At 50.6% G+C, this 20632-nt stretch carries 20 protein-coding genes; 6 read left to right on the top strand and 14 right to left on the bottom strand.

What is annotated here, in order from left to right:
- Positions 1 to 49 precede the first annotated feature (49 nt).
- The 6 genes from HMPREF9370_RS03035 to glyQ form a co-directional block, all read right to left on the bottom strand.
- Positions 50 to 865: a glycosyltransferase family 25 protein gene (locus HMPREF9370_RS03035; protein WP_009115832.1), complete on the bottom strand. Its 816-nt coding sequence runs from the start codon at positions 863 to 865 to the stop codon at positions 50 to 52.
- 30 nt (positions 866 to 895) lie between these two features.
- A complete protein-coding gene (locus tag HMPREF9370_RS03030; protein WP_009115831.1) occupies positions 896 to 1939 on the bottom strand; it encodes a glycosyltransferase family 4 protein in 1044 nt (347 codons plus the stop codon).
- 10 nt (positions 1940 to 1949) lie between these two features.
- Complete coding sequence (locus tag HMPREF9370_RS03025) at positions 1950 to 2387, bottom strand: DUF7832 domain-containing protein (protein WP_009115830.1); 438 nt, start codon at positions 2385 to 2387, stop codon at positions 1950 to 1952.
- Between the two features lie 315 nt (positions 2388 to 2702).
- Positions 2703 to 4763: a glycine--tRNA ligase subunit beta gene (gene glyS / locus HMPREF9370_RS03020; protein WP_009115829.1), complete on the bottom strand. Its 2061-nt coding sequence runs from the start codon at positions 4761 to 4763 to the stop codon at positions 2703 to 2705.
- A gap of 45 nt (positions 4764 to 4808) precedes the next feature.
- The gene (locus HMPREF9370_RS03015; RefSeq protein ID WP_009115828.1) at positions 4809 to 5249 is read right to left on the bottom strand and encodes an SRA domain-containing endonuclease; all 441 of its coding nucleotides are present in this window, start codon (positions 5247 to 5249) and stop codon (positions 4809 to 4811) included.
- 16 nt (positions 5250 to 5265) lie between these two features.
- Positions 5266 to 6171, bottom strand: a complete 906-nt coding sequence (gene glyQ / locus HMPREF9370_RS03010; protein WP_009115827.1) for a glycine--tRNA ligase subunit alpha — start codon at positions 6169 to 6171, stop codon at positions 5266 to 5268.
- A 150-nt stretch (positions 6172 to 6321) separates the two neighbouring features.
- Between glyQ and HMPREF9370_RS03005 the strand changes: the two genes are divergently transcribed.
- Positions 6322 to 6963, top strand: coding sequence for an OmpA family protein (locus HMPREF9370_RS03005; protein ID WP_009115826.1), 642 nt, complete (start codon positions 6322 to 6324; stop codon positions 6961 to 6963).
- Between the two features lie 71 nt (positions 6964 to 7034).
- On the opposite strand, the gene dsbD is transcribed toward HMPREF9370_RS03005, so the two are convergent.
- Both dsbD and folE2 read right to left on the bottom strand, forming a co-directional pair.
- Positions 7035 to 8822 (bottom strand): protein-disulfide reductase DsbD, encoded by a 1788-nt coding sequence (gene dsbD, locus HMPREF9370_RS03000; protein ID WP_009115825.1) that lies wholly within the window; start codon positions 8820 to 8822, stop codon positions 7035 to 7037.
- 252 nt (positions 8823 to 9074) lie between these two features.
- Positions 9075 to 9854: a GTP cyclohydrolase FolE2 gene (gene folE2, locus HMPREF9370_RS02995; RefSeq protein ID WP_009115824.1), complete on the bottom strand. Its 780-nt coding sequence runs from the start codon at positions 9852 to 9854 to the stop codon at positions 9075 to 9077.
- A 367-nt stretch (positions 9855 to 10221) separates the two neighbouring features.
- Here folE2 and HMPREF9370_RS02990 point away from each other — a divergent pair, with 367 nt between their 5' ends.
- Both HMPREF9370_RS02990 and HMPREF9370_RS02980 read left to right on the top strand, forming a co-directional pair.
- Complete coding sequence (locus tag HMPREF9370_RS02990; RefSeq protein ID WP_009115822.1) at positions 10222 to 10503, top strand: hypothetical protein; 282 nt, start codon at positions 10222 to 10224, stop codon at positions 10501 to 10503.
- Positions 10504 to 10922: 419 nt separating this feature from the next.
- Entirely contained in the window at positions 10923 to 12083 is a 1161-nt protein-coding gene (locus tag HMPREF9370_RS02980; RefSeq protein WP_009115820.1) for a trans-sulfuration enzyme family protein, read from the top strand.
- A 55-nt stretch (positions 12084 to 12138) separates the two neighbouring features.
- Here HMPREF9370_RS02980 and HMPREF9370_RS02975 read toward each other — a convergent pair whose 3' ends face one another.
- Complete coding sequence (locus tag HMPREF9370_RS02975; RefSeq protein ID WP_009115819.1) at positions 12139 to 13182, bottom strand: hypothetical protein; 1044 nt, start codon at positions 13180 to 13182, stop codon at positions 12139 to 12141.
- 60 nt (positions 13183 to 13242) lie between these two features.
- On the bottom strand, positions 13243 to 14565 hold the full coding sequence (locus HMPREF9370_RS02970; protein ID WP_009115818.1) for an MFS transporter: 1323 nt from the start codon (positions 14563 to 14565) through the stop codon (positions 13243 to 13245).
- 83 nt (positions 14566 to 14648) lie between these two features.
- On the opposite strand from HMPREF9370_RS02970, the gene HMPREF9370_RS02965 reads away from it, so the two are divergent.
- Positions 14649 to 14957 (top strand): porin, encoded by a 309-nt coding sequence (locus tag HMPREF9370_RS02965; RefSeq protein WP_040666828.1) that lies wholly within the window; start codon positions 14649 to 14651, stop codon positions 14955 to 14957.
- Positions 14958 to 15185: 228 nt separating this feature from the next.
- Here HMPREF9370_RS02965 and HMPREF9370_RS02960 read toward each other — a convergent pair whose 3' ends face one another.
- The 4 genes from HMPREF9370_RS02960 to HMPREF9370_RS02945 all read right to left on the bottom strand — a co-directional run bounded on the left by HMPREF9370_RS02960 (position 15186) and on the right by HMPREF9370_RS02945 (position 19082).
- On the bottom strand, positions 15186 to 15980 hold the full coding sequence (locus HMPREF9370_RS02960; protein ID WP_009115815.1) for an ABC transporter ATP-binding protein: 795 nt from the start codon (positions 15978 to 15980) through the stop codon (positions 15186 to 15188).
- Entirely contained in the window at positions 15977 to 16882 is a 906-nt protein-coding gene (locus HMPREF9370_RS02955; protein WP_009115814.1) for an ABC transporter permease, read from the bottom strand. The genes HMPREF9370_RS02960 and HMPREF9370_RS02955 overlap by 4 nt, the downstream gene beginning before the upstream one ends.
- Positions 16883 to 17077: 195 nt before the next feature.
- Positions 17078 to 18109: an ABC transporter substrate-binding protein gene (locus tag HMPREF9370_RS02950; protein WP_009115813.1), complete on the bottom strand. Its 1032-nt coding sequence runs from the start codon at positions 18107 to 18109 to the stop codon at positions 17078 to 17080.
- A 442-nt stretch (positions 18110 to 18551) separates the two neighbouring features.
- Positions 18552 to 19082: a MarR family winged helix-turn-helix transcriptional regulator gene (locus tag HMPREF9370_RS02945; protein WP_009115812.1), complete on the bottom strand. Its 531-nt coding sequence runs from the start codon at positions 19080 to 19082 to the stop codon at positions 18552 to 18554.
- 178 nt (positions 19083 to 19260) lie between these two features.
- On the opposite strand from HMPREF9370_RS02945, the gene HMPREF9370_RS02940 reads away from it, so the two are divergent.
- Positions 19261 to 20133 (top strand): EamA family transporter, encoded by an 873-nt coding sequence (locus HMPREF9370_RS02940; RefSeq protein WP_009115810.1) that lies wholly within the window; start codon positions 19261 to 19263, stop codon positions 20131 to 20133.
- The coding region (locus HMPREF9370_RS02935; protein ID WP_009115809.1) for a nitroreductase family protein at positions 20130 to 20632 on the top strand (503 nt) is incomplete at its 3' end. The genes HMPREF9370_RS02940 and HMPREF9370_RS02935, both read left to right, overlap by 4 nt.

Here is a 20632-nt window from a genome sequence, read left to right as displayed (position 1 = left end):
TAGATTTTTAAAAATGTTTTCAAGCATATTAGTGGTTTTTGATTGGTGTTTATTGAAACGGGATAATCTGTCGACGGCGTTTTTCTAGAATACGGTTTACTTTACCGAATGCGCGGATGCAGCGTTCTTTGAAGGTTCTCTTTTTTCTAGGTTCCGGATTTTGATGCCAATTTTGTGCACGCTCTAACTGAAGTTGGCTTTTAAATTGGCTGTTTTCTTGGTTAATCTGAGATTCTTGGACACAAAGTGCGGGAACAAGTTGGTAAACTTTTAAATCTCCGTGATTCAACAAATTTCCAAATAATAAAATATCTATCGGCTTAATCTCATCGGCGGGTAAAGTTTGAAGCCTCTTCAATATAAAGCGGATGGCCTGTTGCGAGATAATATAACCGGCCGAACCGCCATGAACACTGCTTAATACAGCAAAATTACGCTCTGCGTGAGCAGGAATACCTGAATTAAACTTCACACCTGCCGGTGTCAAATAATGTGTTTCCACTTTAATCACAAAAGCGCTATCCGTTGAAAAACGGTCCAACAGCCAAGCATCTTGCGCTAAAAAGGCGTCAGCATGTTTGCCCAACAAAATATCGTCTTCAAAAACAGCGATGTAAGGCAAGTTTGCATCAATACATTTTTGAAACAGCAATATATGGCTCATAAAACAGGCTTTTTCGCCCGATATCTGATATTGATGCTGAGCTAAATTCGGTACAAAACGTTGAATCGCCTGATCTAATTGGGGACAAGGCGTCATTGCATCAAAAAATTCAAAAGGGATATTTTGGGCGGAAAACTCTTGCTGAATATGGTTTCGGCGGTCGTATGCTGAAGATATGCTGATTACAAAATTATGTAACATGGCGGCCTTTCAAGAGGAAGCGGCTGAACGTTAATCTAAGAATTGGTATAAGGCTTTAACATGATGGCTCAATTCAGGGTTATAGCTTAAAACCTCAAGCGGATTGGCTATTTTATGCTTGCCTTGCTGCTTCTGCATCACAGCTTGTTCAACTGCATCAGCCAGCGTTTGCGGATCATTGCGCGAGAAAAAGAAACCTGCTTCAGGTTTCATAACTTCGGTGCAAGCCATATTATCGGATAAAACAACTTTAGTGCCGCTCAACACTGATTCAACGCCCACCAAACCGAATGGTTCGTAAAGAGAAGCCATGATGGTGTAATCCGCTGCGCGGTAAAGCTCAGGCATATTTTTGCAGAAGCCCAGCTCGGCCACATTCTTCATGGGTCTGGGCAAAGGGGAACCTGCCACTGCCAATTTGACCGGTAAATCCGTATGCTCAAAAAATTCTGCCAGCATATCCAACCCTTTGCGTTTATGGCCGGTAGAAGGAAAGAGAAACACGGTTTCTTCGGGCCTGAAGCCATAACATTGGCGCACTGCTTCATTTTGGCTGTGATCATTATGAAAGCGCTTTGTATCAACAGGTGGATAAACAACATGAACTTTCCGGCCATCAATGCCATACAGCTGGGTAATTTCCTGTTTCATCAAAGCAGAATGAGCCATGATATTTTTGGCTGTTTCATAGTTTGTGCGGTTGCGGCGGATAATGAGTTTATCCAGCAGATTGGTTTTTTGCTGCATTCCTTTCAAATACCCCAAATGTGTACCGCCACACACAAATAAATCCGCATTATCAGAAGGGTTGCATGCAATCAAATATTCATTATTTGCCCGCTGTTTTTGCAGCTGGCGGGAAAAGAAAAACGGGCGCAGCTTTTTAGGCACGCGGCTTTGGTTGACTAAACATGCTTTAATTTTGGCATATTCTGCCAATTCAACATCAAAACGTGCTGCATAAATCTTAACGGCGTGTCCGTCTCCAGTGATTTGGTTGACCAAATCGAAGGTATAGCTTTCCATACCTCCGCCGCGGCTGAAACGATTAATGCTGATGGCAATGTTTTTCATAAATCTGCCTTCATTTCAATCGTGACAACCAAGTATCAAAGCCTGTCTGAAAAGCGCGGTTGAGCTTGGCCTGATTTTCCGCCGTATCCTCGGTTCTGTAAAAATCATCCTCACTTTCCAGCCCGAGTGCATTGAAATAATCTTCAATAAACAGCCCGTACCCCTCTTCTTCGTCTTCATAATAAAAACGGGTAAACCGGTTACCCAGTTCGTTGAAATCGTCGTCGGAGAGCTCCCCGCCCATATGGGCCATGACAAACTTCGGGCCGGACAATTCGCCTTTTTGCAATTTGGCAAAATCCGGCGTAGCTTGCGCCCACTCAGGGTTATGCAGCCCTTGCGAAACAGCCCATGCAAAATAAAAACCGATGTGGTGCACAGCATTTTCTTGGGCAAGGTCGTCGGGGAAATCGTTGGTATAATGAAAAGCAATATGATCGTAAGTCATTTCAGACAGGCATTATTGGTAAGTTGCTCATTATATAGCAAAAGAACCTGACCGTTCCACGATGCCAAGCGATAGTAAACCAACTAAAAAAACTACACACATCATACTCGGGATTGATCCGGGTATCTTGGGTTTCAGTAGCCTTGAGATGCACAGGTTAAACACGAGCATGACAGCATATCAACCAAACTATTGATTTAAATATATGATTATCCTTTTAGAAGTTACCCGGCAAGATTAGAAATGCCTGTCTGAAAACCATTTTTCAGACAGGCATTGTATGCAAATAAAATACGTCAAATCAAAACGCTTGGCTTACTCACCCAACTTGGCAATATCCGCCACGGCATTCATCAAATCCGCCAGTTGTTTCAACAGATTCAGGCGGTTTTGTTTTACGGCTGCATCGTCGGCCATCACCATCACATGGTCGAAGAAAGCATCCACTTGCGGTTTAACGCTGGCTAATTCAGACAGCCCTGTCTGAAAATCTTGGGCGGCCAATGCGGCTTTGATTTTCGGCTGCAGGGCTTGTGCGGCGGTAAACAGGGCTTTCTCTTCGTCTTGCTGCAACAGGTTCTCGCTTACCGCACCCAATTCTGCATCGGCCTTTTTGAGCAGGTTTTGCACACGCTTATTGGCGGCGGCAAGGGCGGCAGCTTCGGGCAGTTGTTTGAACGCGGCCACGGCTTGCAGTTTGGCAGCAAGGTCGTTCAGGCGGCTGGGTTGTTTGGCCAATACGGCGGCAACGATGTCTTGCGGATGGTCGTTTTGCAGCAGCACGGCCAAACGCGCCTGCATGAAGTCGGCGACTTCGGCAACGGTGTTGTCGGCGAGCTTGCCTTGAGGGAAGCTGTTGTAGGCCGTCTGAAGCAGGTCGTTGATGTCCAAATCGTGCTGCATCAACATGCGCAAGATGCCCAGCGCGGAGCGGCGCAGGGCGTAGGGGTCTTTGTCGCCGGTGGGAATCAGGCCGATGCCCCAAATGCCGACGAGGGTTTCCAGTTTGTCGGCCAGCGCCACGGCGGTGGCGGTTGTGCTTTGCGGCAAGTCGTCGCCGGCGAAACGCGGTTGGTAATGCGCTTCGATGGCTTGGGCGATTTCTTCGCTTTCGCCGTCCAAGCGGGCGTAGTATTTGCCCATGGTGCCTTGCAGTTCGGGGAATTCGCCGACCATTTCGGTAACGAGGTCGGCTTTGGCCAAGCGGGCGGCACGTTCGGTAACGGCAACGTCGGCGCCCAATGCTTTGGCGATGTGGCCGCTGATGCTCATCAGGCGGCTGATGCGCTCGGCTTGGTTGCCCAGTTTGTTGTGGTACACCACGTTTTCCAGTTTGGGCAGGCGGCTTTCGAGCGTGGCTTTTTGGTCTTGCTTGTAGAAGAATTCGGCATCGGCGAGGCGGGCGCGTAATACGCGTTCGTTGCCATGGATGATGTGGCTCGGATCTTCGGCTTGCAGGTTGGAAACGAGCAGGAAGCGGTTCATCAGTTTGCCGTTTTGATCGAGCAGCGGGAAGTATTTTTGGTTTTGCTGCATGGTGAGAATCAGGCATTCTTGCGGCACGGCAAGGAAGTGTTCTTCAAACTGCGCTTCCAATACCACCGGCCATTCCACCAGCGCGGTTACTTCGTCGAGCAGGGATTCGTCGGCAGCGACTGTGGCATTCAGACGGCCGGCTTGTTCGTTTAAGGCCGTCTGAATGGCGGCTTTGCGTTCGGCAAACGAAGGAATCACTTTGCCCTCATGGCGCATTTTTTCAGCATAGCTGTCGGCATTGGCAAACACAATGTCGCCGCTGTTCAAGAAGCGGTGGCCGAGGGTGTAGTTGCGGCTGTCCAAACCCAATATCGAAGCCGGTACGGTGTCTGCGCCGTGCATGACCACCAAACCGTGTACCGGGCGCACAAAGGTATGTGTGCTGCTGCCCCAGCGCATCACTTTGGGAATCGGCAGCTTTTTCACGGCTTGCGCCAAAATGTCGCTGATCAATGCCGCCAAAGGCTGGCCTTGTTGGGTAAATTCGTAGGCATACACATCTTGTTTGCCGTCGTTGTCGATTTTCAGACTGGCAATATCGGTGCCGCAAGAGCGGGCAAAGCCTTCCAACGCTTTGGTAGGCGCACCGTCTTTCATGCCGGCAGCCACGCTCGGGCCTTTTTTCACCACCAAGCGGTCGGCCTGAGCAGCTTTCACGTTTTTCACTTGCACGGCCAAGCGGCGGGGCGAGGCGTAGGCGGTGTATTCGGCTGCGCCTTCGATGAATTGTTCTTTTTCCAAGCCTTCGACGATGGAAGCGGCAAGGCTGTTGCCCAAGTTGTTGAGGGCTTTTGGGGGTAGCTCTTCGGTGAGGAGTTCGATTAAGAGGGTTTGGGTCATTTGGGATGCTTTCAAGTTTAATTTTTTGCTTTAGGCCGTCTGAAATTATTTCAGTTTGTTTAAATGAAATATGAACACATTTCGTCTGGGGCCATTGTTAGTGCTATGTTCTTGTTTGACCGAATAAGGTTTTAGCTCGTCAATTTGAAACTCACCAATATAACGAACATAGCCTGTTTTTTCAGTGTGCTGAAAAACATATAAAGCACGATTATCACTTTTGTGTTGAAAGATGGCTTTATTGCCACGTTTCATTTCTTGGTCGCCAGTTTGACCTTCGCCTGAATAATGAAATACTTGGCCATTTTTATCCCAGCTATCATAGTAACCGTGCTCTTCACCATGTTCAGGATTGGTGAAAATAAAAACGCTATTCGACTTTAAAGATGGAGAAATGCCACTTTGACGACTTCCACCAAATTTATCATGTAATTCTGAACGTTTAATAATGTCATTTGGTTTCAAATCAAAAGGTACTTTACTCATAGTCTTAAAGCCTGTTTTAAACAGTTTTATCCTTAATCAACGGGAAACCCAATTTCTCCCTGCTCTCCACAAACTTCTGCGCCACAATCCGACTCAATGTGCGGATGCGGCCGATGTAGGTGGCGCGTTCGGTTACGGAAATGGCGCCGCGGGCATCGAGCAGGTTGAAGGTGTGGCCGGCTTTGAGTACCAGTTCGTAAGCGGGCAGGGCGAGTGAGGTGTCTTCCACTTCCAGCAGACGTTTGGCTTGGGCTTCGTAGTCGTTAAACTGTTTCAACAACCATTCTGCGTCGGAATATTCGAAGTTGTAAGTGGATTGTTCCACTTCGTTTTGGTGGTACACGTCGCCGTAGGTGATGGTTTGGCCGTCGGGGGTTTTAGACCAGACCAAGTCATACACGTTTTCCACGCCTTGCAGATACATGGCCAGGCGTTCGATGCCGTAGGTGATTTCGCCCAAAACGGGTGTGCAGTCGATACCGCCGACTTGTTGGAAATAGGTAAATTGGGTCACTTCCATGCCGTTGAGCCACACTTCCCAGCCCAAGCCCCATGCGCCGAGGGTGGGGTTTTCCCAGTCGTCTTCGACAAAGCGGATATCGTGCACTTTAGGGTCGATGCCCAGTTCGCGCAGTGAATCGAGGTATTGTTCTTGAATGTCGGCGGGGGCGGGTTTTAAGGCCACTTGAAATTGGTAATAGTGTTGTAGGCGGTTGGGGTTGTCGCCGTAGCGGCCGTCTTTGGGGCGGCGGCTGGGTTGTACGTAAGCGGCATACCAAGGCTCGGGACCGAGGGCACGCAGACAGGTGGCGGGGTGGCTGGTGCCGGCGCCGACTTCCATATCGAAGGGTTGGATGATGGTGCAGCCGCGCTCGGCCCAAAAATTTTGTAATTTGAAGATGATTTGTTGGAAGGTAAGCATTTCGGAATTTCACGCAAATGATGAATAGTAAAGGGTGCATTTTAGCCGTTCGGCCGGTTTCAGGCTAGCGTGGAGGCAGTTTTTCGGTATAATGCGGCAAAATTTATCTATTTTGTATTTTTCCAATCTATACAACAAAGGAGTTGATTGATGGCTGACAATAATGATGATCACAAAGAACAACGTATCGGTTTATGGGTAGCTGGTGGCGCTGCGGCTTTAGCTGTGTTGTCTGTGCTTTTTTATTCGGTCTATGGTTGGGAGAGCGGTAAAATCGAGGGTTCTCCGAAATATGGCCAAGCGGCTTCCGAAACCGTTCAAGTGGCAGCTGCTTCTGAAGTTGCGGCCAGTGAAGTGGTTGTGGAAACACTTGCACCAGCGGCTGCATCTGCAAGCAGCCCCGCCGAACAGGTTTTGGCTGAAACACCTGCTGAAACTGCTCCAGCCGCAGCAACAGCCGACAGCGCAAACGCAGTGGTTGAAAACGGCGTGGTGAAATTCTATTTTGCTACCGGCAAAGCGGACTTGGCACCGAATGCCGAGGAAGCTTTGAAAGATGTGCTGGCCGGTGTGAAAGCAGGTAAAAAAGCAGTCATCTCCGGCTATAACGACAGCACCGGCAACGTCGCAATTAACGAAGAATTATCGAAGCAGCGTGCTTTTGCCGTTCGCAATGCCCTGCTGGGATTTGGTGTTCCTGAAAGCCAAATTGAGCTGCGTAAACCTGAAAATACGGAAGCCGGCCAAGGCAATGATGCTGAAGCGCGCCGTGTGGAAGTGGTTTTAGAGTGATTTAAGCACCGGCTGCGTGGCTAAAAACAGAATGCCTGTCTGAAAAAGTTTTCAGACAGGCATTTGTTTATTCAGCGGTTGCTGTTTACCCATTCTATAAATTCGTCCGCCTTCACAAAACCGAGCAACGCTTCGCTGCGGCTGCCGTCGGCTTTAAGTACAAACACACCCGGCGGGCCGTATAAACCGTATTCTTTCAGAAAGGCTTGATGCTCCAGGGTGTTGGCCGTTACATCTGCCTGAAAAAAACGGGTCATATCCACTGCTTCGTGTACTTTGGGCTGGTTTAATGTTCTGGCTTCCATCTCTTTGCAGCTCACACACCAATCTGCGTAAAAATCCAGCAATACCGGTTCATTGGGTTTTTCCTGCAAAGCCATTGTCATAGCGGTTTTCAGCTCTTCAATATCCGTAAATTTCTCGCCATGCACACGTCCGTTTTCAACGGGTGGGTGCAAGGTCAGAAACTCATGCAGCGCAGTGGTTTGGTTTTGATAACTTTGGAAGCCGAACCACAAACCGCCCGCCAGCATCATGCCGCCCAGTATTGCACACACTTTGCGCATCGCTCCCTCCGTGTACATCACCCGTGCCAGCAGCATACCTGCCGGAATCACCAGCAACAGGCTGTATAACGTAATCACCACCGGATAAGGCAAAAACGGGCTAGCGATGTACAAAGCGGCGGCCAACAGAATGATACCGAACGCATATTTGATTCCGTTCATCCACACCCCGGCCCTCGGCAACACATGCCCGCCGAACGTGCCCACCACAATCAGCGGCGCACCCGTACCCAACGCCAGCGCATACAGCGCCAAACCGCCGAGCACACCGTCGCCCGTTTGACCGATATAACCCAAGGCACCAACCAGAGGCGGCGCCACACAAGGGCCGACAATCAGTGCGGAAAGCATGCCCATGCCGAACACAGAAGCCAATCTGCCGTTGGAAAGCTTGTTGCTTTGGTTTTGGAAATAGCTTTGCAGCGCAGCCGGCAACTGGATATTGAACAAACCGAACATGGAAAGCGCAAGCAGCACCAGCACACCTGCCGCCGCCAACACCACCCATGCCTGCTGCAGCCAAACAGTCAGCAGCGAGCCGGTCAAGCCCGCAATCACACCCACCACAGTATAAGTGAGCGCCAAGCCCTGCACATAAACCATAGACAAAGCAAACGCACGCCCTTTGCCCGCCTGCTTATCGCCCACCACAATGCCCGAAACAATCGGCAAAAGCGGATACATACACGCGGTAAAGCTCAAACCCAAACCCGCGATAAAAAACGCCAACAAGTTGGCGCCTAGCGTTTCGCGGGAAATTTTAAAAGGGCTGCCCCCTTTGCTTTTGGGCGGCGCAATCACACCGTCAGAATCTGCAGGCTGCAAAAAGCGGTCTTTGCCGTTTGCCGTAGGCAGGCCTTCCACTTGGTAAAAACCGTTTCCTTTGATTTCAAATGTATTTTCGACCGGCGGATAGCACACGCCCACATCCGCGCAGCCCTGATAAGCAAGCTTGAGCTTATAATTTTGCACACCTTTCTGCTTATAAGGCCAAAGCACCTGAGCGGTGTGGTAATACACTGTTTGCTTGCCGAAAAATTCGTCCTCTTTTTCCTTTCCCGGGCTGAACTGCGGTTGATCCAGCAAACCGGGTTCGCTGGCTTCTGCCTGGATTTTAGATTGATACAGATAATAGCCGTCGGCCACGGCGAACTGCACATCCACCCCTTTGTCACTCACCTCCACCTGCGGCACAAACGCCTGCTCGGGGGGAAGCAGCTTGGAAGCGTCCACCGCATAAGCGGCTTGCGCCAGAGCAAAAAACGCGATTAAGAAACTCAATATTTTTTTCATTGTGTTGCCTGTTTCTTGGTTTTAAACCACTTTCTAACTAAAACACCGCTATTATCCTGTTTGACACAGCAAAATGCCATCATTCAGTTAAATTTTTTCTGAAAATTTCAATTTATTACCCGCTAAAACTGTAAGAAATCAGGCAGTAAAACGTCGCAACCGCATATTTTCAAATCCTTATCGGTATAAATGCCTGTCTGAAAGCATTTTCAGACAGGCATTTATATAAAATAAACAAGGCTGGCTTATTTTTTAAGGATACATAATGCAGGCATAGGCCGAATGGTTGTGAATCGATTCGAAATTCTCACTCTCCACCGTAAAGCCGGTAATCCGCTTGTCGGAGCGTAGGGCTGCCGCCACGTCGCGCACCATATCTTCCACAAATTTCGGGTTTTCATAAGCGCGCTCGGTAACAAATTTTTCATCCGGCCGCTTGAGCAAACCGTAAAGCTGGCAGGAAGCCTGCTCTTCCACACAGTCGATTACCTCTTCTATACCCACTTCTCCCCCGCCACACTCGAGCGACACGGTTACATGCGAGCGCTGGTTGTGCGCGCCGTATTCCGAAATTTCTTTAGAGCAGGGACACAAGCTGGTTACCGGCACCAACACTTTCAAACTGTGGCAATAGGCGCCGCCTTTCACTTCGCCGGTCAGCGTAACATCGTAATCCAGCAACGACTGAATGCCGGAAACCGGCGCGGTTTTTTTGCGGAAAAAGGGAAACGACACGCTGATGCGGCCGGAATCCGAATCGAGCAGCTTCACCATTTCCTCGGTCAGCGTTTTCAAACGCTGGAAGCCCAAGGCTTCGGTCTGCTGCTCCATCAAAGCCACAAAGCGCGACATGTGCGTGCCTTTTTGATCGGCGGGCAGGTAAACCGTCATCGTGAGGCGCGCAATAGTATGCTGCGTACCTTCGGCTGTGTTGAGTAGGATGGGAAAGCGTAAATCCTTGATGCCAACCTGGTTAATCGGCGTATTGCGTAAATCTTTGCTGCTTTGCACGTCTGCAATAATGGCGTTCATGCGTTATTTTTCCTTTTGATGCGGGGCAACGCCCTTAATATAGGGCGTAAGTATATAACTGCAAGCAAGAAATAGCCATTGAGAATAGCTATTAAAACAGAAATTAATTCCCTGCCATCTCATTAGCTTTAAACCAACCCCTACGATCAGCAAGCATTGGAAATATTTTATAAAATTTTACTACATCCAAATCTTGCAAAAGCTTAATTACGTTTGAAATAAAAAACAACTAAACCTTACAAAAAAAACTTAAATACCTGAAACAAACTTGGCCTGCTTACATCTCACAAGTGAATTCAGTCGTTTTATGACAATTGAATTTCATATTCTTAGTTATTTTAATCAATGATGATTTAAGGAGTTTATTATGCACGCTGTAACAACTGCCGATACTCTTGGTATGCGGGAATTAACCTTAGCTGAAATGGAATATGTTGCCGGATCCGGCCGCTGGGAAGATGCTATCTCTAGCGCAGCTAGTGGTGCAACCGCAGGCGCTGCAGCAGGAGCAGGTATTGGTGCAGGCATAGGCCTAGCAGGTGGTCCTTCCTCTCCAATTACAGTATCTGGAGGAATTGCAGCAGCAGGAGCGATTGGAGGCGCCGTGGGAGCTGTAGGCGGTTTTATCGTCGGTTTGCTCGATTGGTAATTATTTAAAATAGTTTGGGCAGGATCACTAGATTGATTGCTGCCCAAACTCCTAACTTAAAACAAAATATTGATTTCTGAAATTTAAAACAAGGAGAAAAAACCATGCGTTTCATTTTCATTATTTGCATGTACATTTTTATTACATTCTTATGCTTAACAATCGGAGCCTTGCTGTACGACATTTTCAAATCTGGATTTAGTTGGAAAACTTTTTCAGTTTATCTCAAACCATTGATTATTTTTTCAGCACTCTCTCTCGTCTCTAAATGGTTTATTACCGGTTATTATAATTAATAATTAGCCTTGCCTCTGCCAAGAAAAGCACACCGTTACACCCGTATTTCCAACATCGATGCGAAGCTCCCTTTAAAATCAGTATAAAATGGCGCTTTCATCTGTTTACTAAGGAGTAGCGCCGTGCCCTATCAATTCTCTACCGAAGCCATCCACACCGGATATGATTGCGACGAACACAACCGCGCGATTATGCCGCCGATTTATCAAAACAGCATGTTTGCCATGCACGAAATCGGTGAAAAAATCCCCTACCGCTATTCCCGACTCGCCAACCCCACGCGCAAAGTGCTGGAAGATACCGTAGCCGCGCTGGAACACGGTTCGCACGGCTTTGCGTTTGCCAGCGGCATGGCGGGTATCGACTGCGTGTTCCGCACATTTCTTGCACCCGGCGACACCATCGTAGCCGTGGGCGACATCTACGGCGGCAGCTATGATCTGCTCACGCAGGTGTATGCCAAATGGGGCGTGAACGTGGTGTTTGCCGACCTCACCCAACCCGAAAACCTCGACCGCATTTTGGCCGAAGGAAAAGTGAAACTGGTTTGGCTGGAAACACCGTCCAACCCCCTGCTGCGACTGGTGGATATTCCTCTGCTGGCCGCCAAAGCCAAAGCCGCCGGCGCACTGGTAGGCATAGACAATACTTTTGCCACGCCTTATCTGCAAAACCCACTCGATATGGGCTGCGACATTGTGTTCCATTCCGCCACCAAATATCTGTGCGGTCATTCCGACGTGTTGATGGGCGTGGTGGTAGCCAAAACGCCCGAGCTGGCGGAGCCGCTGCAAAGCATGATGGTCAACACAGGCGGCGTAGCGGGGCCGATGGATTGCGCGCTGGTGTTGCGCGGCATCAAAACCCTCGCCCTGCGTATGCAGCAGCATTGCAACAATGCGCTGGAGTTGGCACGCCGTTTGGAGCAACACCCTGCCGTAGAAAAAGTGTTCTATCCCGGCCTGCCGAACCACGAACACCACAAACTGGCCGGGCAGCAAATGCGCGGCTTCGGCGGCGTGGTTTCAGTTTATCTGAAAAACGACAGTGTGAGCGCGGCCGACAGCGTGGTTAAAAACATGAAGCTTGTCAAAATGGCCTCCAGCCTCGGCGGTGTGGAAAGCCTGGTCAACCACAGCTATTCCCAATCCCACAGCGGCATGCCGCCGGAATTGAAACAGGAATTAGGCATCCGCAAAGGCCTGCTGCGTTTTTCGGTGGGCATTGAAGATATTGACGATATTTATCAGGACATCGCCGCAGCGCTGGATACTGTGGCGTGATCAAGAACAGAATCAAATGCCTGTCTGAACGCTTTTTCAGACAGGCATGGTTTCATTAGTGAAACTTACGCTGCAAAAAACGGCGCGCCGCTGGCGGCATTTTGTTTTGCAGCTTCTGCGTATAAACCGCTTCCTTCTTCTGCCACCACACACCGATGCACACAATCAGCAGACCGATGAGCGTGAGCGAAATCGGAAACAGCCAGCTGTCTTGAAAAATCTTGTCGGCCAGATACCAGCAATAGCCAAATATGCCGAACGCGCCGAACACGGCAAACACGCGGCGGCGGATCAACACGCCTGTAAACACCATGGCCACGTTCAGCAGAAAATAGCAAAACTTGTTCCATTCGCTGTCGGACTCTATAAAGCTGAGGCCGCCCCAAAACGTAATCACCCCGAAAAGGTACAGCCAAAACGGATAATCACGCTCACTTTGGTTGCGGAAATCCACCCAAAACGCCAGCAGAATCATCGCCGCGCCGAATAAAGCCGAAACCTGCCGCTTGAGCGCCCAATCGTAAACCCCGCCGTGTCCGTAAATAATCCAATCGGCAATATCCATCGACATATACCACAGCGTAACCGCCACCGGCATCACCAAAAACGGATAGCGGTAACGCCACAGCATCACGGCAGCGGCCGTCAGCGTGGCCAGCTCCATCATCAGCCAGCGCCAGTCGATCCAGCGGTGGTAATCACGGTAAGCCATTTCATTATCCGGCCAGAAGCCCAATGCCTGCTGCAAGCCGTACACAGCCAGCGGCACCAACACCACCACAAACGTGGCGCAGATGCCGGCAGGAATATGCAGACCGCGTTTGCGGAAATATTCGGTCAACGCCATACCTGCGGCGCCGTAAACCAAACACAGCACCACAATCGCCGAACCGCCGAACGTTTCCCAACCGAGCGTCATAAACAGCGACATCGCGCCGATGGCAAGCAGCCCGCCGAGATAATACAAAACATGGGTAAAGCTAAACTGCGGCACATGGCTGTTTTGCTGCTGCCACAACGCCCATAAAGCGTCGGCCTGCTGCCCGTTGATAATCTGCCGCTCCACCGCCTGCTGCAAATGGTGTTTTCTGATCTCCATAGCTTTTTCCTGAATACGAACTTGGCCGCGCTCAAAATAGTTTCAGACAGGCATAGTTCATCATTGCCTGCTGATGTCTTCCAGCGTACGGCCTTTGGTTTCCTCGCCCAACACCACAATCACCGCCACCACAGCCATCAACACGGCTGTGAACATCACAAAAATCCGCCCGAATCCGCCCTCGCCGCCGATCATCGCCGCTACGGCCATCGGCGCAACAATCCCGCCGACACGCCCGATGGCACCGGCCCAACCCGAACCGAAGGCACGGAAACGCACAGGATACAGCTCGGGCGTGTAAGTGTAGAGCACGCCCCATGCGCCCAAGTTGAAAAACGACATCCAGCAGCCCCAAAACATAATCATCGCCACCGAATCGCTGTGGCCGAAGAAATACGCACACACGGCGCAGGCAAACAAAAAGCCGGCCAGCGTGGCTTTGCGGCCGATTTTTTCCACCAGCACCGCCGCCGCGAAGTAGCCCGGCAATTGAGCCAAAATCATCACCAGTACATATTCAAAGGTTTTCACCACCGTATGCCCCTGCTCCACCAGCAGCTTCGGCAGCCAAGTGAAAATACCGTAATACGAAAACACAATGCCGAACCAGATCAGCCACAGCATCAAAGTGCGCTTGGCAAACGGCGCCTGCCACAGCTGCGCGAAACGTGGCGGCTCGGTAGAAGGCTGCTCGGCCACCACAGCCGTTTCCACCACCGGCAAACCGGCCTGCGCTTCAAGTTTGCACACAATTTCATGCGCTTCCTGCACCCGCCCTTTATTGATGAGATAGGGCACCGATTCAGGCAGGAGTTTCCACACGAAAAATGCGTAAAACACGGGCAGCGCGCCGATCAAGAATGCACTCTGCCAGCCGTAATGCGGGATAAAGAAATACGACACCATCGCCGCCGCCAGCCAACCCAAGCCCCAAAAACTTTCCAGCAGCACGATAAAGCGCCCGCGCACTTTCGGCGGCGCATACTCGCTCACCAGCGACACCGCCACCGGCAGCTGCCCGCCCAAGCCGAAGCCCACCCAAAAGCGGAAAAACAACAGGCTTTCAAGGTTCCAGGCGAAGGCGCACAAGCCCGTGGCAATGCTGTATACCACCATCGTGGCGATAAACACATTTTTGCGCCCGATACGGTCTGCCACCCGCCCGCTCAGCACCGCACCCAAAGCCATGCCGATAAAGCCGACGCTGACAATCCAGCCCAATTGCGAAGGTGCGAGATTCCATTCTTTGCCCAGCGTAGCCAACACAAACGACACCATGCCGGTATCCATGGCATCAAACAGCCAGCCCAAACCAATCAGCACCAATAATTTATAGTGGAATTTGCCCGGAGGCAGATTTTGCAGTCGGGTTAAAATATCCATATGATTCCTTTAGAAAAATGCTGCTTGTTTACGTTGGTACATTTTATAATACACCGCTTGCAACACATTATCCGCAAACAACCATGAAAAAATTAATGTTTATTTTGTCTGCCGCCCTCTTCCCTGCCTTGGCATGCAGCGAAGTGGAACTCTACGGCACCGTTAAAAGCGGCATCTCCGTTTCGCGAATCCAAACCGGCGGCGGCCCGAAACACACCCGCGCCACCGTCAACGACTTAGGCAGCCACATCGGCATCCGCGGCAGCCACCGCATCGGCGGGCAAAACAGCGAACGGGAATATGCTTCCGCAAACCAACCCGCTGCGAAGCCTTTATCCATGCGGGAAGGCGCACGGCGAAAAAAGGAAAACGGTTTTTTAATGCCCGATTAGCATTTTGCCGGCTAACCATGTCTATGCCTGTCTGAAAGCTGAGCCACGCATATTAACTCGACGCCAACGGCACGCGCTTTCTTTCTATTATAGTTAAACCGCTTGATTTTGGTTCAACATCGTCATATTCGGGCTGGATTCGAATAAGGCGGCCAACAGCCGGAAAATGGGAAATGCCTGTCTGAAACCGTTTTCAGACAGGCATTTCCCATTTTCCAAACTTAAACACTAGCTCAACAGCAGCGAATCGTCGCTCACTTTTTCACCGCGCGTTTTTTCAAACATATCCAGTAAATCGCGCACACCCATGCCTTGGCGTTTTTCGCCCGCCACATCCAACACAACCTTACCCTGATGCAGCATCACCGTGCGGTGGCCGTGGTCGAGCGCCTGCTGCATGGAATGGGTGACCATCATGGCCGTCAGTTTGTTTTCGGTAATGATTTGGTCGGTCAGCTCCAACACAAAAGCAGCGGTTTTCGGGTCAAGCGCGGCGGTGTGTTCGTCGAGCAGCAGGATTTTGGAAGGCTGCAAACTGGCCATCAGCAAGCTCACGGCCTGCCTTTGCCCGCCGGAAAGCAAGCCCATGCGGTCGGTGAGGCGGTTTTCCAAACCGAGCTTCAAAATCGAGAGCTTTTCACGGAAAATTTCGCGGTTCGCCTTGTTTAAAGCCGCCCGCAAGCCGCGGCCGCGGCCGCGTTTGTAGGCCAACGCCATGTTTTCTTCAATGCTCAGTTTTTCGCATGTACCGGCCATCGGGTCTTGAAACACCCGCGCCACCAGATTGGCACGCTTGTAGGCGGGCAGGCGCGTTACGTCCGCACCGTCGATGTGGATGCTGCCGGAATCCACCGCAATGTCGCCGCTGATGGCATTGAGGAAAGTGGATTTGCCTGCGCCGTTGCTGCCGATTACGGTAACAAATTCGCCGTCTTTGATGTTCAGGTTCATGCCGCGTAAAGCCGGGTTTTCAATCGGCGTGCCCGGGTTGAAGGTTAAGCGTAAATTTTCTGCGCGCATCATGACAATTGTTTCCTTTTCATCTGAAGCTTTGCTTTGGTTTTGGGCAGCATCAACACCAGCACCACCAACACCGACGTTACCAAGTTCAAATCCTGCGTTTGCAGCCCCAAGCCGGAAAGGGTTTCGCTGCCCATGGCCACCATAATGAAGAGGCGGTAAATCACCGAACCGAGAATCACGGAAAGCGTAACCAACCAGATATTTTTACTCGGCAGCAAGGCTTCGCCCAAAATTACGGCCGCCAAGCCGAACACGATGGTGCCCAAACCCGCGCTCACGTCGGCGCCGCCCACCAGCTGGGCAAACAGCGCGCCCGCCATAGCAATCAGGCCGTTGGAAAGCGCCATGCCGAGCAACACCATATTGCCTGTGGAGATGCCTTGCGCACGCGCCATGCGCGGATTGGCGCCGGTAGCGCGCATCGCCAAGCCTGTTTCAGTAGAAAAAAACCAATCCAGCGCAAATTTCACCAGCAGCACAAACCCCAACAGCACGGCAGAATTCTGCCACATGCCGCTGCCTATAAAGGGTGCAAACAAATCAAACACCGTGCCGCTGCCCAACAGCGGAATATTCGGTGCGCCGCCGATGCGCAGGTTCACCGAATAAAGCGCCGTCATCACGATAATCCCCGCCAGCAGCTGTAAAATCCCCAGCCTCACATGCAGCCACGCGGTAATCACTCCGGAGAGCGCGCCGGCCCAAAAGCCTATGCCCACCGCCAAAAGCGGGTTGATGCCCGCCACCATGCACACGGCGCAGGAAAATGCGCCGAGCGGAAAGCTGCCGTCGGCGGTAAGGTCGGGAAAATCGAGAATGCGGAAAGAAAGCAGCACACCCAGCGCTACCAGCGCGTAAACCAAACCGGTTTCAAATGTGCCGAATAAGGCAAGTAAAGACATGAATTTCCTTTTTTATAACCCTAGTAAATACACGTACACAGTAACGTTATCTTCAATATGCCGGTTTAACGGACGCACTGGTTTAAACTGATCCGCCACCATATGTCCGAACCATTTTCAGACAGGCATTGTAAAAACCCAAAACCGATGCCGGCCGCGTGCCGCATCGGTTAGGGATTGCTTCAACACAAATGCTTATTCAACAATTTCAGCCGCCTGTTTTTTCAAGTCTTCCGGCAACGTGATGCCCTGCTCGCCCGCATGTTTGGGGCTTAAAAACAGATCAAACTTATCCATGCGTAGAGAAGGAATGCTGCCCGCTGCTTCGCCTTTCAGAATACGCGCCACAATCTTGCCGGTTTCCTTGCCCAAGCTCGTGTAGTCTATGCCCAAAGCCGCCACCGCACCGCGCTTAACCGAAGCCGTGTCAGCCGCCACCAGCGGCACCTTGATTTCGTTTGCCGCCTTATACATAGATTCATAAGACGACACCACATTGTTATCCAGCGAAGTGTATATCAGCTGGGCTTTGCCGCCCAAGCTGCGCGCCGCCGTCAGCACATCCGTGCTGCGCTGCGCAGGCACGGCGGAAAGCGTAATGTTCTGCTTGGCCAAATCGGCTTTCAAGCGGTCCAACACCACGGTTGAATTCACTTCTCCCGGGCTGAACACATAGCCCACGTTTTTCAACTCAGGCACCAGCTTTTTCATCAAATCAATCTGCGGCCCAAGCGGCACATCGTCCGACACACCCGTTACATTGCTGCCCGAAGCTTCCCAGCCGGGCACCAACTTGGCCGCCACCGGATCGGTAACCGCAGCATACACAATCGGAATCTCTTTGGAAGCTGCCACCATCGCCTGCGCGCTCGGTGTGGCAATTGCCAACACCGCATCTGGCTTGTCGCCGGCAAATTTCTTCGCAATCTGTGCCGCCGTAGCCGGATTGCCTTGCGCACTTTGGAAATCGACTTTCAGGTTTTTCCCTTCCTCAAAGCCTTCCGCTTTGAGCTGCTCCAACGCGCCCTTACGCACAGCGTCCAACGCCGGATGCTCCACAATCGCCGTAATCGCAATGCGCTTATCTCCCACCGCAGGCGCACCGCCCGCTGCCGAAGCACCGGAAGCAGCCGGAGCCGCGTTTTTTTGTTCTGCGGGCGAACAAGCCGACAATAAAGCCGCCGCCAACACGCTCAAAGGAAGAGAAATTTTGTAAGAAACAGTCATAACGCAGCTCCCAATAATCTAAACTAGCTAAACGAAAAGCCATCATAGCCGAAAGCAGTTGTTTGCGCTTTAATATATTTAACAATTTCATGGAATATTTTAACTTTTATGATTTGTTTTATAATTTTTTATTCCAGTCTAATGATTAGCTAAAAAACAATCAGTCAAGCTTTTTATAAAAACTGAAATAAAAAAGCTTTTTTAATTCGTTTAAAGAAAAAACTGCCAATCCGGATTATTGCATTCTGCATAAATTGTTACTATTAAACCGGTTCCCTGTAACAGTAACCTCATGTTCGGGCATAACCTCGAATATGGCGGACATACTGTTGCTTTAATTTGCCCCATCATTAAGGCCAACCAAAACAAATATGCCTGTCTGAAAAAGTTGCTACATCGTTAAAACTTTTCAGACAGGCATACTGCTATAAACCAAGCTTATCTACTGATTATCCTTTCGCTTTTCCCAAACCTGCATCAGCACCGCCAACCCTTCATTCAGCTGCTTTTGTACATCCTTCGGCACAGCTTCCAACAGTTTCTGCTCGTTTTCCACATGCTTGAACACTACTTCTTCTATTAAAGCCTTGCCGCTGTCGGTAAGCTGCACCAGCATGCTGCGCGCATCTTCGGGATTGGGCAAACGGCAAATCCAACCTTGTGCTTCCAAATTCTTCAGGCGCGTGGTCATGGTGCCGGAGGTAACCATCAGCGAGGCAAACAGCTCGGTCGGGGTGAGGCTGTACGGGCTGCCCGCACGGCGCAACGTGGCCAACACATCGAATCCTCCGCCGCTCAAGCCGAATTCTGCAAACACGCTATCCAACTGCGGTTGCACCAAAGCGGCACAACGCTTCAAGCGCCCGATTAAAGCCATATTTTCCGCAGCCAGCGTAGGCATTTCCCGCCGCCACTGCGCCACAATCAAGTCCACCGCATCAGGCTGCGTATTATGTGTGTCTGTATCCATCATTACCCTTTAAAGATTTTAAAGAATGCTGTTTCCGTCCGGCATTTGATGCCTGTCTGAAAAAATCTTGCGAGCCGACCGATTATCGGAACGGCATTTTGGGATTTCACGCCTGATATTTTACCTTGACTTCAAGATAAAATACCATCACAATCCATTTATCTTGAAATCAAGGTAATTTATGAGCACACGCTTTCCAATCATTCTCCTCACTGCACTCGCGCCGCTGATTTGGGGTTCGACTTATTTGGTCACCACTGAATTTTTGCCGCCCGACCGGCCTTTTACCGCTGCTTTGCTGCGCACACTTCCGGCCGGCTTGCTCCTGCTTTTATGGAAACGCGAATGGCCCCAAAAGCATGAAATCGGCAAAGTTTTTTTGCTGGCCGTGTTCAACATCGGCTTTTTCCAAGCCATGCTTTTCGTGTCCGCTTACCGGCTGCCGGGCGGCCTGGCTGCCATTCTCACTTCCACGCAAACTTTGATGGTTTTGCTTCTGGTTTGGGTTTGGCTGGTCGGCAAAAGTAAACCGCCTAAAACCGCCTGGTTTTCCGCTCTTTTGGGTGTAATGGGTATAGTGTTACTTGTATATTCTCCGCAAATCCGGTTCGACCCGATTGGCATCGCCAGCGCCCTGCTTGGCGCGGCTTCGATGGCAGTAGGTATTTTTTTCTCGAAACATTGGCGGTTCGGCCTTTCCATATTGGCCTTCTCCGGCTGGCAATTGCTTCTTGGCGGCTTGTGTCTCTTACCCGTAGCATTATGGCTCGAACCACCGCTTCCGGCATTGAGCGCAACCAATATAGGCGGCTATGTTTACCTCAGTCTGTTGGGCACGGTATTGGCTTATGTTTTGTTTTTCCAAGGCCTCAACAAGCTGCCCTCTGCCGTGGTATCGGCTTTAGGCCTACTCAGCCCGATTGCCGCGTTTCTGCTCGGCTGGCTGTTTTTGGGGCAAAGCCTGAATGTTCAATCCATGATCGGATTAACATTGGCCTTATTTTCCATCTTCGGCGTACAACGTGCGCTCCAAAACTCAAAGGAATCTGCATGACCCCGTTTTTTCAATTATTACAACAGCGTGTTTCGGCCTATGGTTTTTCAGACAGCCATATCAGTGAGCCCGAATTGCACTACCTGATCAAAGCTGCCTGCCATGCGCCTTCTGCTTATCATCTGCAAAACTGGCATTTCACTGCCGTCTGCTCAGAAAAAGCCAAACAAGCTTTATATCATGCTGCTTTCCGCCAGCATAAAATTATGCAAGCCGCCGCAGTAATTGTGATCAGCGGCAAACTCACAGGCTATCAGGATTTAAACGAAAAATTGCAGGCCTCTGTTCAGACAGGCATCATAGATAATGATACGGCGCAAAACTGGATTTCCGCCGCACATGCCGCCTTTCACGATAATCCGCGGGCTCAACGAGACGAAGCCATACGCAGCGCCTCACTCGCCGCTATGACTCTGATGCTGGCCGCGCAGGAGCAAGGCTGGGCGAGCTGTCCGATGAGTGGTTTCGACACCGAGGCCGTACGTCAAACCGCAGGCCT

It is taken from the genome of Neisseria wadsworthii 9715, from assembly GCF_000227765.1.
Lineage (GTDB): Bacteria > Pseudomonadota > Gammaproteobacteria > Burkholderiales > Neisseriaceae > Neisseria > Neisseria wadsworthii.
This window is presented reverse-complemented; position numbering and strand designations above follow the sequence as displayed.